Source organism: Arthrobacter sp. H35-D1 (genome assembly GCF_030063185.1).
Lineage (GTDB): Bacteria > Actinomycetota > Actinomycetes > Actinomycetales > Micrococcaceae > Specibacter.
This window is the reverse complement of the sequence record NZ_JASISP010000003.1, coordinates 46791-61812: the sequence shown is the minus strand read 5'-3', so window position 1 is coordinate 61812 and position 15022 is coordinate 46791. Positions and strand designations below refer to the sequence as shown.

The 15022-nt window shown below is 60.9% G+C and carries 10 protein-coding genes; 7 read left to right on the top strand and 3 right to left on the bottom strand.

Annotated features, from left to right (window positions below; translation table 11 throughout):
- The first annotated feature begins 473 nt into the window (after positions 1-473).
- The 6 genes from QMG25_RS05455 (at position 474) to QMG25_RS05435 (ending at position 8602) form a co-directional block, all read left to right on the top strand.
- A complete protein-coding gene (locus tag QMG25_RS05455) occupies positions 474-1607 on the top strand; it encodes a Fic family protein (protein ID WP_283458035.1) in 1134 nt (377 codons plus the stop codon).
- Complete coding sequence (locus tag QMG25_RS20495; RefSeq protein WP_502866360.1) at positions 1608-1793, top strand: DeoR family transcriptional regulator; 186 nt, start codon at positions 1608-1610, stop codon at positions 1791-1793.
- A gap of 165 nt (positions 1794-1958) precedes the next feature.
- Positions 1959-3401: a DUF3375 domain-containing protein gene (locus tag QMG25_RS05450; protein WP_283458033.1), complete on the top strand. Its 1443-nt coding sequence runs from the start codon at positions 1959-1961 to the stop codon at positions 3399-3401.
- Positions 3398-4057, top strand: coding sequence for a DUF4194 domain-containing protein (locus QMG25_RS05445; protein ID WP_283458030.1), 660 nt, complete (start codon positions 3398-3400; stop codon positions 4055-4057). The genes QMG25_RS05450 and QMG25_RS05445 overlap by 4 nt, the downstream gene beginning before the upstream one ends.
- Positions 4054-7434, top strand: coding sequence for an ATP-binding protein (locus tag QMG25_RS05440; protein ID WP_283458028.1), 3381 nt, complete (start codon positions 4054-4056; stop codon positions 7432-7434). Before QMG25_RS05445 ends, QMG25_RS05440 begins: the two co-directional genes overlap by 4 nt.
- Positions 7424-8602, top strand: coding sequence for a Wadjet anti-phage system protein JetD domain-containing protein (locus QMG25_RS05435; RefSeq protein ID WP_283458026.1), 1179 nt, complete (start codon positions 7424-7426; stop codon positions 8600-8602). Before QMG25_RS05440 ends, QMG25_RS05435 begins: the two co-directional genes overlap by 11 nt.
- Positions 8603-8682: 80 nt before the next feature.
- On the opposite strand, the gene QMG25_RS05430 is transcribed toward QMG25_RS05435, so the two are convergent.
- Entirely contained in the window at positions 8683-10737 is a 2055-nt protein-coding gene (locus QMG25_RS05430) for a PhoX family protein (RefSeq protein WP_283458024.1), read from the bottom strand.
- Between the two features lie 175 nt (positions 10738-10912).
- On the opposite strand from QMG25_RS05430, the gene QMG25_RS05425 reads away from it, so the two are divergent.
- The gene (locus QMG25_RS05425) at positions 10913-12355 is read left to right on the top strand and encodes a DUF5129 domain-containing protein (protein ID WP_283458022.1); all 1443 of its coding nucleotides are present in this window, start codon (positions 10913-10915) and stop codon (positions 12353-12355) included.
- Positions 12356-12450: 95 nt separating this feature from the next.
- On the opposite strand, the gene QMG25_RS05420 is transcribed toward QMG25_RS05425, so the two are convergent.
- Both QMG25_RS05420 and QMG25_RS05415 read right to left on the bottom strand, forming a co-directional pair.
- Positions 12451-13449, bottom strand: coding sequence for a 2-hydroxyacid dehydrogenase (locus tag QMG25_RS05420; RefSeq protein ID WP_283458020.1), 999 nt, complete (start codon positions 13447-13449; stop codon positions 12451-12453).
- A 4-nt stretch (positions 13450-13453) separates the two neighbouring features.
- Entirely contained in the window at positions 13454-14746 is a 1293-nt protein-coding gene (locus QMG25_RS05415; RefSeq protein WP_283458018.1) for an MFS transporter, read from the bottom strand.
- Between the last annotated feature and the right edge of the window lie 276 nt (positions 14747-15022).

The window sequence follows — 15022 nt, the reverse complement described above, 5'->3', positions numbered from 1 at the left end:
ACCATGCCCGCTGCTTGGAAAGTCATGGCCGGTGGCGAGTTGGGCGGGCTGGGCTGAAAGCCAAGCCATGGCGAAGACATCGGCCCGGGAACGGGAGTCGTGGGCGGAACTGTTGATCCGGCATCGTCTGCTCATGGTCTTGGGCAAGTGCAGCCCCGCCGTCCCGGGCAGTGAATTTCGTGCGCAACGTGTTGACGCCGGGCAGGAGACTTTGGCTGGTGCGTATCGCCGGGGTTCTTCCCTGCCCGCGCAGGCGTGCGACTTCACCCCATTCATTGCGGGGCCTCCCAGTCAGCCACGCCGAACCACAACGGAATAATCTGAGCGGGGGAAAACGGCTCGACTCCTCTTGAGGCTCGACTGCTGCGAACACTCCACTGCTTGAATCTTCGCTCCGACATTCCGTGGCAAACAGTGAACTCCCAACTCCCAAAAAAATTGGGGATTCGTTGGGGGTTAAGATGAAGTTGCCAATGCCCGCACCAAGTTTCGACGTGGCATTCGATGCCATTGCCAGTGCTGGCGACACCGAAAAGCTCACACGCATTCTTCGCACACCCTTTGACGACTCCGCATATCTGCACTGGGACCAGCTCCGTTACCGGACGCCGCCGGAGGGATGGAACCACGAAGACCGGTGGCTAGGCATCAAATTTCAGCGCCGTCAGCAGCGGCGCGTGGTTGGCTTGCGGGACAAGCACGGAAACCCGTTCTCGTTCGTCCTGACCGACAAAATATTGAAGGCTTGTGAAGAGATTTCCAGCCGCGCCAGCGGGCAGGTGGGAGCAGCGGAGCGTGTCCTGTCAACACAAGGACGCAATCAGTACATCGTAAAATCATTGGTGGAAGAGGCCATTACCTCAAATCAGCTCGAAGGTGCGTCCACCTCACGACGAGCCGCCAAGGAATTGCTGGAAACCGGACGGGCGCCTTCCGACAAGTCCGAGACCATGATCCTTAATAATTATGTCGCCATGGCCCATATCAAGGAGACAGCCGAGGAGCCCTTGACCCCCGATCGGGTTCTTCACCTGCACCGGCTCGTGGCTGAAGGAACCCTTGACGATCCCAATGATGCCGGTCGCTTGGAGACATCCGAACACACTCGTGTTTCCGTCCGGGACCAGGACGTCCAGGTTCACATGCCACCACCCGCCGGGGAGTTGCCGCAACGCCTTCAGGAACTCTCCGATTTTGCCAACGACCAGGACAGCACTACCGGCTATCTGCCACCTCACGTTCGCGCCATCATCATCCACTTCATGTTTGGCTATGACCACTACTTTGCTGACGGGAACGGCCGCACTGCCCGGTCACTTTTCTACTGGAGCATGCTGCAGGAAGGATATTGGCTCTCGGAATATGTGACCATTTCCCGGATTCTTCGGAAAGCGCCGTCCAAGTACGCCATCAGCTACTTGTATACGGAGGACGATGAGAGTGACCTGACGTATTTCATTCACTACCAGCTGGAAGTGTTTCTCCGCGCCCTCAACGACTTGGATGCGCATTTGGCCGCGAAGTCCCAGGAGCTCCGGTCCGTACGGATGGCGTTGCGCTCTGAAGGCCTCAGCTTGAACCATCGCCAAATCGACACTCTGGAATGACTGGCCCGAGACGACTCCCACAGCACGTCGGTTTCAAGCTATGCCCACAGATACCTCATAGGCGACCAAACAGCCAGAAATGACCTGAATGAGCTTGCCGCGCTGGGACATGTCACCCGCATCAAGAACGGGCGTGCCAATACTTGGCAAGCCAACCCCAACTTGCCACACACTCTCGGAATCTAGTGAAGTCCCAACTCCTAAAAAATTGGGAATTCTTTGGGAGTCTGGCGTTGCAGCCTGCCATCCGGCCTGAACACCACTTGCCACACCGTCATCGATGACCGTTTGTCTGCCCCTGCGCCTACCATTGACATTGAGGCAATAGCCAACTTTTTGGAGCGTTTCGTCATGGACTACTTTGCGATCAACTCCCTGCGTGAGAACCACGCTGGATGGTCCCTGTTGCGCGCCCAAAACGCACCCCTGGCCCTGACATTCTTCATGACGGCCTTCACTGACCCCAACCAGCGCAACTTGGGCCGCCAGGACTTGATCGAAGTCCTGGACGATGTTCTGTTCAGCTTGAGGGATTCCCTGGGCGAGGACAGGTTTCCACGCTCAGCGGGGGAATATCTCGATGACTGGGCCGAACCTGGCAAGGCGTGGCTGAGAAAATTCTACGCAGACAACCGGGACGAGCCCGTCTACGACCTCACTGCCTCCACCGAAGACGTGATCCGCTGGGTTGAATCGTTGCGTGGACGCGACTTTGTCCCCACCCAGTCACGCCTGTCCAGCATCTTCACTCTCCTCAAAACCTTGGTCCACGGTTCAGAAACCGACCCCGAAGCACGGCTTGCTGAACTGCAGAGCCAGCGCGATGACATTGATGCGCAAATGGAACTGATCCGTTCCGGCACCGTCCCTGTCATGTCCGGTCCCGAAGCCGTGGACCACTTCCACCAGTTGAGCACCCAAGCCAAGGACCTGCTCTCAGACTTCCGTGAAGTGGAGGCGAACTTCCGCAAGCTTGACCGCAAGCTGCGCGAACAGATCTCCCGCTGGGAAGGCGGCCAGGGCGATCTCCTCGAGTCAATCTTCTCCTCTCAGCAGGACATCAGTGGTTCCCTGCAGGGGCGCACCTTCCAGGGCTTTTGGGATTACCTGATGTCCCCGCAGCTACGCACTGAGTTGCACGAACTCTTGGAACGCGCCACCCAAATCGAAGCACTCGCCACGCAGGAAGGCCTGCAATCCATCACGTCCATGCAGAACGACTGGCTGCCGGCCGTGGAGCAGACACAGTCCACGGTTCGCCAGCTGTCGGCCCAAATCCGGCGCCTGCTCGATGACAAGGTGTTCCTTGAAAACAAGCGCATCATGGCGTTGATCCGCAACATTGAATCAAGCGCCGTCGCTGTCCGCACCACCCCTCCGCAGGGCGCCTTTGCCGACCTGGCTGGACACAACGTACCCGTCTCGCTACCCTTCGAGCGCCCACTCTATGAACCCAGCCGCCAAACACCGATCAACGACGCCGTCGACGTCGCCGAGGACCTGGATGTGGACGCCCACGCACTCTTTGACCAGTTCCATGTTGACCCGCAAAAGCTGGAATCCAACATCGATTCGGTTCTGGCCGACGCTGAACAAGCCACACTCTCTGACGTCACGGACGCTTTCCCGCTGAGTCAGGGACTGGCTGAGCTTGTCACCTATTTCCAGCTTGCCACCGAGTCACAGTCGGCACTCATCGACTCCGGCTCATCCCAAACCCTTTCCTGGACGCTCCCCGACGGCAGCCTGCGGGAAGCCACCGTTGAAAAAATCATCTTTGTGAGGCCATCATGACAGCCGTCCGCGACGACACCCGGGAACCCGATGAAAATCAGGAACCTGCCACACGAACCCCCGACGGGTTGCCCCTTGTTGTCACCAAGCTGTTCAAGGGCGTTGTCTACCGGGAAGGCGATGAAAAACTGTGGCAGCGGCTCATGGAGTTGTCTGCCCAGGCCCGCGACTACGTGGCAGTGCTGGGCCTGGAGCTTGTCCTTGATGACAGCGAAGGCTACGCATTCCTGCGTTCACATCCCGACGCCGACACGGAGCTTCCCCGCCTCATTCCCCGCCGCCAGCTGACCTTTCACGTCAGCTTGCTCCTAGCCTTGTTGCGCGCCCGGCTGGCAGAATTTGACCAACAGAACAGCGAAACCCGGCTCATCATGACCACCGAGCAAATTGCTGACATGGTCTCCGTGTTCCTGCCCGAATCCAGCAACGAGGCCCGAGTACTGGACCAGCTGTCCAGCAACATCAAAAAAGTCACTGAGCTGGGCTTCCTGCGCAAACTCCGGGGCCAGGAACAGACCTATGAGGTGGCCCGCATTCTCAAGGCCTATGTGGACGCCCAGTGGCTCGAAGAGTTCGACGCCCGACTCTCCGACTACCACTCCGCCCTCGAAGGCGACAAAACACCCGGCAGCATGGCAAAGGCGGCCACCACATGAGCGCACAAACCCAGACAGGCCTCTTCAGCCTGGATGACCTCACCGCAGACGACGCCGGCACCCGGCCAGGCTTTCGGCTGCACCGTTTGGAGCTGCTCAACTGGGGCACTTTCAACAGGGACGTTCGAACGTTCCGGCTCGACGGGGAAAACAGTCTGCTCACCGGTGACATCGGATCCGGCAAATCCACTGTGGTGGACGCCATCACCACCCTTTTGCTGCCAGCCAACCGGATTGAATACAACAAGGCTGCCGGCGCGCAAAAGAAGGAACGCAGCCTCATGTCGTACGTGCGCGGCTTCCATAAAAGCGCACGCAGCGGCATCGGAGACGCCTCCCGCCCGGTGGCGCTGCGCGGGCCGGGCACGTTCACAGTGGTGCTGGGCGTCTTCCACAACGCCACCTTGGACAAGACCATCACCTTGGCCATCACCCTGTGGGCCACACAGGAGGCCGGGCAGCCCACCCGCTTTTACTCCATTGCCGAGGGCGAGCAGTCAATCAAGGGCGACTTCTCCGATTTTGGCACCGACCTGGCCAAGCTGAAACGGAGGCTGCGCGCTGACGGCGTCGCTGTCTTTGATGTGTTTGAAAAGTACGGAGCCGCCTTCAAACGCCACTTTGGCATCGGCTCCAACCAAGCCATGGATTTGTTCCACCGCACCGTCTCCATGAAACAGGTGGAGAACATCACCCACTTTGTGCGCACCAACATGCTTGAGGAGGACGATGTAGAAACCCGCGTCAAGAACCTGCTGCACCACTTTGACGATCTGAAGAAGGCCCATAACGCGGTCTTGCGCGCCAAGGACCAGATCCGCATGCTGGAACCGGTCAGGGACAATGCCGCCCGCCACCAGGCCCTCACGGTGGACCACGCCAACTCGCACCAACAGCGCGAACAGCTCTCCCCTTGGTTCACCTCCCGAAAACTGCAGCTCAGCGAAGCGCACCTGCTGGAATTGGAGCGTGCCGCAGCCAAGGTGGCCGAACAGCAAACCTCGCTGACGGCCGAGCTGGGCAACTTCAACCGGGAGTTGGCTGATCTCCGCGATGACATTCGCACCAGTGGTGGCGGACGGATTGCCGCCATCGAAGCCGAGCTGGCGCGCATGTCCATTGAATCCGGCGCCCAGCGCGAGCGCTACGCCACCTACTCAGACGCCGCAACAGTACTTGGTCTGTTTGAACCGGCTGACCAGGTGGTTTTTGACGCCAACGCCGCCGCTCTGCCGGGGGTGGAGAAGGACCTTGTTGAAGCCAACACCGAGCTCCAGGGACAGCGCACTGCCCTTGACCGCCAGCGTTCCGAGGCTGCGGATCAGGCCAAGGAACACAAGGACGAACTCAAAAGCCTGCTGAACAGGGCGAACCTGCTGCCGGGCTGGCTGATCGCTCTGCGCAAGAAACTCTGCGATGGAACAGGCATCGCAGAAACAGAGTTGCCCTTTGCCGGCGAGCTGCTGAAAGTGCGTGAATCCGAGGCTGCCTGGGAAGGCGCCGCCGAGCGCACCCTGCACGGCTTTGCACTGTCCTTGCTGGTCACCGGCCGGCACTACCCCGCCGTCAGCGATTGGGTTGATTCAAACAACTTGCGCGCCCGGCTGGTCTATCTCAGGGTTGGGGAGAGTCCCTCCCCGCGTCCTGCAGCTCCCGACACGCTGGCCGGAAAAATCGGCATCAAACCGGGCACCCCCCTGCGTGAATTCCTGCTGGATGAACTGGGCCGCCGTTTTGACCATCAGTGCTGCGAAACGATGGCAGAGTTCCGTCGTTACCCAAAGGCACTGACCAGCAACGGCCAGCTTAAAAGTGGCGGCGGACGCCACGAAAAGGACGACCGCAAGGCCCTGACTGACCGTTCCACCTACGTCCTTGGCTGGGACAACCATGACAAAATTGCCCGGCTGCGCACAGCCCTGGAGCAGGCCGAGGGGAAAGTTCGCACAGCAGGGGACGGGCTGGGCCGCGTCGACAACCAGCTGGGCAACCTGGGTCGCCAGCAGCGGCTCATCGGCACCATTTCCACCGTCGCAAATTTCGCCGACCTGAACTGGCAGGCCACGGCGCGCGCCATGGCCAGCCTGACGGAGGAGAAAGCCGCGCTTGAAACCTCAAGCGACATTCTGCGCGAGCTCACCCGCAGGGAGGCTGAAACCGCCACGCGCGTGGAGAAGGCCAACGAGAAGCTGCGCACCTTGATGGAGCGGATCGGCTCCAACAAGGCGGACATCCGAACCCTCACCGAGCAGATTGCAGACTGCCGCGAGTCGCTCGCAGAAATGCCGTTGACGTCCGACGCCGGGCTGTTGGCCGAACTGGGCAGGCTCACCGCGGCGGCACTTGAGTCAGGGGTGCTGACGTACAAGAACACGGGCAAAATTGAGAGCAAGGCAAGAGAAACCCTCACAAGGAGCATCGACGGCCTGAGCCGGCGGATGAGCACCGCCGAAGGAATCACGATCAGGTTCATGACGGATTTCCGCAACAAGTACCCATCCGAGACCACGGATCTTGACGCCTCACTTGAGGCCGCGGGAGAGTTCAACAAGATCTTGGCACAGTTGGTGGAGAATGATCTGCCCCGCTTTGCCGAACGCTTCAAGGAATCGCTGACACAAAACACCATCCATGAGATCGTGGCGTTCAACGCGTTTTTGGATGCCCGCAAGCAAGACATCGTTTCCCGCATTGGCGAAATCAATGAGTCGTTGGCTCGGATTGAATACAACCCAGGACGGCACATCCAGCTTGAACCACAAGCGACCCCCGACCCCGAAGTACGCGAATTTGGCACCGACCTGCGCGCGTGTTCCGAGGGCTCCATCGGTGCACAGGAACAATATTCGGAACAAAAATTCCTACAGGTCGAGGCACTCGTTGAGCGTTTTCGGGGGCGTGAAGGCCGCACCAACTTGGATGAGCGGTGGACCGCGAAGGTCACCGACGTGCGCAACTGGTTCACCTTCTCCGCATCTGAAAAATGGACTGAAACAGGCGAGGAGCACGAACATTTCACGGATTCAGGCGGTAAATCGGGCGGACAAAAAGAAAAGCTGGCCTACACCATCCTTGCCGCAGCCCTGGCCTTCCAGTTCGGGATAGCGGCAGGACCTGGCAACCAGCGCAGCTTCCGCTTTGTGGTCATTGATGAAGCGTTCGGGCGCGGATCGGACGAGTCGGCCAAGTACGGGCTGGAATTGTTCAAGCGCCTGAAACTCCAGTTGCTCATCGTCACACCCCTGCAAAAGATCCATGTCATTGAACCCTTCGTGGCCAATGTGGGATTCGTAGCCAACGAGTCTGGCGCAGATTCCCAACTGCGCAACATGACAATTCACGAATACCGGGCCGAACGGGACAAACGTGGCCGCTAAAACACCCGGATGGACCAGCACGGCCGACGTGCGCACCGCAGCACTGCGGTCCTGGAACAACGGGGAGCTGCTGCGGGAGACGGCCCAGCCCACAACGCTGTACCCCCGGCGTCGAACCATAAAACATCCCAGTGCCACCCAGTTGCGCAGCGACTACGCACTGGCCGCCGTGTGGGCCCAAACGTGGGCACCGGCGCCGTCAGGCGCCGCGCTGGAGTACGTCACCATCGGTGCCACCACCATTGGCGCCAACTCGCTGCCGTGTGCGGCCGTGTTTGGCTCGGCCGCGGATGAAATTGCGTTTCTGGGGCGCGGACGCGAGGCCGCCACGTTCACGGCGTTGGCCCGGAACGTGACCGAACTGGATACAAGGCTGGAGGCTTGGACGCTTGCGCGGCCGCTGGATCTGCTCAAGCACGGTGCGGACGCGTTGACCGCCGCCAGGGTGGCCATTTGGCTGGACGCCAATCCTGCTCCCGGGATTTACCTGCGCCAATTGTCCCTGCCCGGGGTCCACACAAAGTTCGTGGAAACACACCGGCGGCTCATCGACACAATGCTGGCAGTATTGGCCCCTGGACGGGTCATGATGGGTAAGAACTACTCACTGCGGCACGGATTTCTCGCTGCCCCGGAACGCGTTAGGATCCGTTTTCTTGATGCCTCAACCGCACCGTTCCCTGCATTGGCTGACATGGAAATGACAGCGGCGGCCTTTGCTTTGCTGAATCCCGGGGTGGACCGCGTGATCACCACCGAAAACCTCGTCAACTTTCTGGCGCTCCCGTCCATGCCCGGCACCATGGCTGTTTTTGGGGATGGCTACGGCTTTGCAGCTCTTCGTGAAGCCCACTGGCTGCGAAACATTGACGTGCTGTATTGGGGGGACATTGATACGCACGGGTTTGGCATTTTGGCCCAGCTCAGGTCCCATCTTCCGCAGGTTCGCAGCGTCATGATGGATGAACAAACGCTGCTGGCCCACCGCGAATTCTGGGGCACCGAACAAAAGCAAAGCCGTGCCGATTTGAAGCATTTGGACGCCGCCGAGAGTGCCTTGTACACCAATCTGCAAAACGGCATTCCGCAGCCGTTCTTGCGGTTGGAGCAGGAACTGCTGAATTGGGAATACGTGCTGCAACAGCTGCCTGCATCATTTCCCAGGTAGCCCTCGGCCTCCACCAACCGCAGTCCTGCCCACGGCGGTTGGTGGGGGAACTCCCAAAAGGGAGCGTGGCGTCGTCGTGCCTACCGGGCGCTCTCCATGAAGATCTGTACTACAGAAGGCCGGGGACCGCTGACCTGACCGGACGCAGGTTTGTCTCCGTGCGGCACATAGTCGGGGAACATCGATGTTGGGGCACCGTAGTCGCCATCTTCACCCGGGTGCTGGACGGCAACGTACACCATCGACTCGTCGTCGTGGATGATGGGTCCGCACGTTTCCGCTTCTCGCGGCATGGAAGCGAACTGCTGGACGTTGCCGCGGTTCGCGCCATTCAGCCCCACTTTGAAAAGCCCGTCGTTGTAGCCAATCACCGAGGGCGCACCATCCGTGGATACCCAGAGATTTCCTTCAGCATCAAACGCCAAGTTGTCAGGGCAGGAAATAGGGCTGACCTGCTCCGCCGGGAATCCGCTGAAATAGGCGCTTTCGTTCGTGGCTGGATCCCCACACAGCAGCAGGATATTCCAGTTGAAGACCGTGGCCGTGGCGTCATCGCCTTGCTCGGTGATTTCAATGACGTGGCCGTCCCGATTTTCGGTGCGCGGGTTGGCTTCATCGGCTTTGGCGCCCTGCTCCACACCGCGCTTGGAGTTGTTGGTGCACGCCACATACACCTTGCCGGTCTTCAGGCTGGGCTCCACGTCTTCACAACGGTCCATCTTTGTGGCCCCGGCAATGTCGGCGGCGAGACGGGTGTACACCAACACTTCCTGCACGCCCATGCCGCTGATGGCGCTCTTTCCCTTGACAACCAGCGGCAGCCATTTTCCGGTTCCATCAAATCCGCCATCTGCCGGCGCCTTGCCTGTTCCGTCGATCTCCGCCTCGGAATTGCCGGCGAACTGGGCCACGTACAGGTCCCCTGCGGAGAGCAGGGTCATGTTGTGGGCCTTGTCATCCTTTTTGTACTTGTTCTTGGAAACAAATTTGTACAAGTAGTCAAAGCGCTCATCGTCGCCGGAGTAGGCCACCACTTTGCCGTTGTCGGCAACGATGACGTTGGCGCCCTCGTGCTTGAAACGGCCCATGCTGCTGTGTTTCTTGGGCACGGAACCAGGATTTTCCGGATCAATTTCAACAATGTAGCCAAACCGGTTCGGTTCGTTGCGGTAATCGTCGCCGCGTGCGTCAAAGCGCGGGTCATCCAATTCCCACCCCATCTTGGTTGCTTCGTCTCCCAGCCCGTAACGGCGGTCCTGCGCAGAGCTGCCGTCAGTGCGGAAGAAGCCATTGAAGTTTTCTTCACCCGAGAGAATCGTGCCCCACGGTGTGCTGCCGCCGGAACAGTTCCCTAGCGTGCCCAACACAAAACGGCCTTGCGGATCCGCCGTGGTCTTCACCAGATCCGAGCCTGCAACTGGTCCGGTCAGCTCAAATTTCGTGTCCAAGGTGACGCGCCTGTTCAGTTTCCCGCCACGCACATAGCTCCACGGAGCGCCCTTGTTCGCACGCTCCAGCTCCACCACGCTCATACCCACGGCGTTGCGGAAAATCTTGCGGCGCGCAGCGATTTCAGCGTCATTCACCGCTGCCGCAGGGAACATGATCGACGGATTGACGTATTCGTGGTTGCACACCAGCAAGCCCCCTTTACCGTCAGGCTGTCGCAGAATCTCCAAGTAGTCATTGTTGTAGCCGAACTGGCCGGCCTGCGCGGCGGACGTCTGCGCAGCAAAGTCAAAGTCAGGCGTGTCTGCAAACAAGGGATCGCCCCACCGCAGAATCGGTGCCCAGCTGTAGCCCTGCGGAACATCGAACCTGTCCACAGCGGCATCCACGGCCTTGATCGGGGTGAACTCCAGCTTTCCGGAAGCTGTGGGGCCGGCCGTGCCACCGTGGGTATTGGGCCCACAGCCGGTCAGTACGACTGCGGCGCTCAAGGCCCCGGCCAAACCCAGTCCCAGCGCGGCCCGCCGGCTGAACTGGAAGGAGGCAATGTCGCGGAAATAATTGTTCTGTGAGGTGTTGCAAACAGCCTTCGAACACGCGTTGTCGCATTTGAGGCTGCACGTGACGGGGCTGCGCTTGCCTCGGGTGTGGCCGAGCATGGGCAGAAACTTCTTCGTTGCGTTCATCGTTGACCTTCCTTGTCATTGTACGGTGCAGCCACAATGGCAAGGACAGAAAACCAACTGGGTTGGAAGTGGTGAACGGCAAATGAACGGGCCGCCAACCCTTGTCCAGAGCTTTTTGTTGCCCATTTCTTGGGTCTAGCTTGCCTTTGCACCGGCGCAATGGTGGGCTGAACCCATGAAAAGAACTCTGGGGATTCTCGCTTTGATACTCATGGCCATTGTGGGAATCGCTCCTGCAGCCACGGCAACAACACCCACGAACGTGGTCATTGAAGACACCGCGGGGGTGCTGTACCAGCCACAACTGCTGCCGGCATTGGAAAAGATCAGCTTCCACGAACCCACCAAGGTGGCCGTCTACACCCGCAACGGCATGAGCAGCGACAACTTCAATGAAGAAGTCCTGCGCTACGCGCGTGCAAACCACCCGGAGTGGATCAGTGCCGACGGGCAGAAATGGGCTGACGGGCTGTTCATCTTTGCCTTCGATCCCGTCGGTCGCCAGGTGGGCACCTACATGGGCGAAGACCGCAAGGTGACGCTACAAAAACGCGAGGCCATCCAAGATGCCGCCAGCAAACTTTTCACTGAAGCCCAGTGGACGGATGGGACCATCGCGGGAGTAAAAAAGGGTGCCTCCCTGATCAACCAGCCGTGGTACCTCTCGCTTGGTTTCATCATCACCGCAAGCATCGTCGGCGGCATTGCCATACTGGGTTTCGGGGCCCGTGCCGTCATACGGGCCAACAACCGCAAGAAGGCCACCGAGCACCTCAAGCGCGGGGATGCCGCCTATTCCAGCGTGAGCCTGGACCTGGATGTCACCGAGCTGAATGCGAAGACCATTCCGGAATCGTCCTCCTACGGCACTCTTGTGTTGGAGAAATACCGCAACTTCAGCACCCGCTACCACGAAGCCGGCGCCTTGAACCAGCAGTCCCACGACTTCACGAAGAAGGAACTATCCAAGGCCACCAACGTCAAGCGTGTGGGTCAATACGCCGATCTCGCGGAAGAACTGGATGACCTCGACGACGTCATCGCAGACACCAACACGCTGCTTAACAGGTTTTCCGGTTGGGAAGGAGCCTGGGACAGGCAGGCCCAGACGCTGGTCGAGGATCTTGCGCAGCTGCCCGGCTTGATCGCCCAACCTGAAGCCCAGGGAATGCCCACGACAGGTGCGCTGGCCTCGCTCCACACCCAAAGAATCCAAGGCCTCCAGCAGCTGGCGGCCGACTTCCACGCCGGACTCATCTCCCCGGAAACAGCCCTCGACAACCTCAAGGAGATTCGTGACGAGCTGACGGCACTGCTGCAACAGCACGCCGAACTCATGATCGGCAAGTACGCCAAGACCAGCGCCGAGAAGACGGACATGCGCAAAACCATGGACCGCAACCGCCGGCACGACGCACAGCTGGGCCGAGCCACCATTCTGGGGTCCGTCTACGGCTGGAACATGTTCTATTCGGTGCATTCCTTCAACGCCGGATACAGCACTGCCCGCCAGCAGGTCGACACCTCACGCAGCAACGCCGGTTCGGGCGGCAGCAACAGCGGCTACGGTTCAAGCGGCGGCAGCTTTTCCGGTTCCGGCAGTTCCTCCAGCTTTTAGACCGACGCCGGGTGCCCGGCCGGGCTCCAGCACCCGGCGCCCGTTACCGCCACCTGCGCCCCACACCGGCCGGAGGCCACCCTGCCCGGCCGGCGCTAGTTGGCGCCGCGGAACGCTTCCGGGTTGACTGCGAACTCCGGCATCTCGCCCTTGCCAATGGCGATGGCATTCCTGGCTGCCAGCACGGCCATCTTGCCCCGAACGGGGTCTGTGGCACTGCCAATGTGCGGCAACAACACAGTGTTGGGAAGTTCGGCCAAGCCGCGAGCCAACTCCGGCTCGTTCTCATAAACGTCCAGCCCCGCCCCGGCAATCACGCCGTCGCGCAGGGCCGCGACAAGAGCTGTCTCGTCCACCACCGGACCGCGGGAGGTGTTGACAAGGAAAGCCGACGGTTTCATGGCGGCCAGCACCGAGGCATCCACCAAGTGCCGGGTTTCATTGTTCAAGGGCACGTGGATGGACAGGAAATCTGCCCGCGTCACCACCTCTTCCCACGGCAGCTGCGCTGCCTTGCCGGCGAACTCGCCCAGCTCCTCTTCGGTTACCAACCGCTCCGCCGGGGGCCTGGGCGAGAACACGACGTCCATGCCAAAGGCCAGCGCACGGCGTGCCGTGGCGCGGCCGATCCTCCCAAAACCGGCCAGGCCCAGCACCTGCCCTGACACGTCGGCCCCTATGAGCAGTTCCGGGTTCCACCCGGCAAACTGCCCTGATCGCACAAAGTTGTCGCCTTCCACGACGCGGCGGGCCGTGCCGAGCATGAGCAGCATCGCGACATCGGCCGTGGCATCGGTGAGCACGCCGGGAGTGTTGCCCACCAGAATGCCGTGCTCGGTGGCTGCGGCAACGTCGATGTTGTTGAAGCCCACGGCATAGTTTGAAACCCCTCGAACCTTGGCCACCGCCAGCAAATCGGCATCCACTGTGTCGCCCAGCCGTGCCAGCAGCACGTCAAAATCCCCGCTGGCGCACAGCGTCTTCAGCGCGGCGGCGTCGGGGACTTCGGGCAGCAAGGTGACCTCACCGGCGTCGTACAACAACTTCATTCCCGGCTCCGGGATGCTCTCCGTAACCAAAATCCTGGGTTTCATTCTTTCACTGCTCCTTAAGCTCAACGACGTGTTCCTTGAGGGCGGGCGCCAGGGGAACCTCTGCGGAATCCTCAATGTATCGCTTGGCGTTGATCATCACGGCACCGGTCAGCATGACCAGCAGGCAGCCGCCCAGCATGGCGAAGGACGTGGTCCATGAGCCGGTGGATTCGTGCAGGATGCCAAAGAACAGCGGGGCAATGCCGGCTCCCCCGTAGCCCAGGCCCTGGCTGAACCCGGACAGCACCGCCGAGCCATGGGTGGTCCGCGAGCGCAGGTTCACCATGAGCAGGGCCATGGCGAAGGTGCCTTGGCCGAGTCCGGCAAACGTCACCCACAGCCAGGTGCCATCCAGCGGGGCCAGGTACAAGCCAAGGTGCCCGGTGGCCCAGAACACGGCAAAGACGCACACGGCGATGATCGGATTCTTCATTCGCGGCACCCATAGCGGCACGAGCAGGCTCACCGGAAGTCCCAGGATGGCGAAGTATGCCAGCGCCGACCCCGCGGCAGCGACGTCCAGCCCCTCTCCCGAAAGGTAGGGCGGCAGCCAGGTGAAATACACATACGTTTGCGCCGAGTTGCCGGCGAGGAAGATGGCCAGCCCCCACGACACCGGCGAGCGCCACGGCCGCAGCTTCGGCACGTCGCCCTGCCCGGCCGGCATGCCCGGGCGAGGTGCCTGCCCGGGGAGGTGGCCGGCGTCGTTCCTCCGGCTGCGGTCGCGCAGGAATTGCATGATCCACGGGAGCAGGACCAGCATGCTCAACGACGCCCACATGCCCATGGAAACGCGCCAATTGCTGGCGTGGGCGACCGGCACTGCCAGCTGCGGGCTGATGGCTGTGCCCACCGCCAGGAGTGTGACGTAGCCGGCGGTCACCAGTCCCACGCGGTCGGGGAAGTACTTTTTGACCAGCGGCGGGAGCACCACGTTGCCGATTCCGTACCCGGCCATAATGACGGCGGTCAACCCCAGAAAGGGCCAGACCTGGTCGGTGACGGCACGGAGCAGCTGGCCCAGCACCGCAAGCACGACGGCGGCCACCAGCACCTTTTCGAGGCTGAAGCGGCGAATCAGCACGGGGGTCAAGAGCCCAAAGATGGCGAACACGAGAGGGGGAAGCATGGCGAGCAGGCCAATGGTGCCGGCGTCAAAGCCGAGTTCGCCGCGCAATTCATCCAGCAGCGGCGGCACCACCGATACGGCAGCGCGCAGGCTCAATGCCATGACCAGAATGCCCAGCAACGCTCCGATGCGGCCGGTCCATGGTTTCTTCGCCAAATAGATACTCACTGCTCAACACTAGCGAATGAAGGATGGCTGCCTTGACCCGACTTCGGCACAAGCGTGGCATGCGGGTGTGCCGAAACCGGGTCCACCGCGCATGTGACGTGTCAGGGAAGGACCGTGCAACGGCGTTCCCGCGTCTGGCCCGCGAAACAGCTGTGGGCCGGCACCGTTTTCGCGGGCCGGACGCGGTCGTGCGGCGCAGGCGCGGTCAGGTGCTGCCCGACAGCGTTTTCGGCAACAGCCCAGACGCGGTCATGCGGCGCAGACGCGGTTTCGAGC

Excerpts from the sequence above, each read along its gene's own strand:
- QMG25_RS05440 (WP_283458028.1), top strand. The coding sequence starts at position 4,054 with ATGAGCGCACAAACCCAGACAGGCCTCTTCAGCCTGGATGACCTCACC.
- QMG25_RS05455 (WP_283458035.1), top strand. The coding sequence starts at position 474 with ATGCCCGCACCAAGTTTCGACGTGGCATTCGATGCCATTGCCAGTGCT.
- QMG25_RS05425 (WP_283458022.1), top strand. The coding sequence starts at position 10,913 with ATGAAAAGAACTCTGGGGATTCTCGCTTTGATACTCATGGCCATTGTG.
- QMG25_RS05450 (WP_283458033.1), top strand. The coding sequence starts at position 1,959 with ATGGACTACTTTGCGATCAACTCCCTGCGTGAGAACCACGCTGGATGG.
- QMG25_RS05420 (WP_283458020.1), bottom strand. The coding sequence starts at position 13,449 with ATGAAACCCAGGATTTTGGTTACGGAGAGCATCCCGGAGCCGGGAATG.
- QMG25_RS05445 (WP_283458030.1), top strand. The coding sequence starts at position 3,398 with ATGACAGCCGTCCGCGACGACACCCGGGAACCCGATGAAAATCAGGAA.
- QMG25_RS05430 (WP_283458024.1), bottom strand. The coding sequence starts at position 10,737 with ATGAACGCAACGAAGAAGTTTCTGCCCATGCTCGGCCACACCCGAGGC.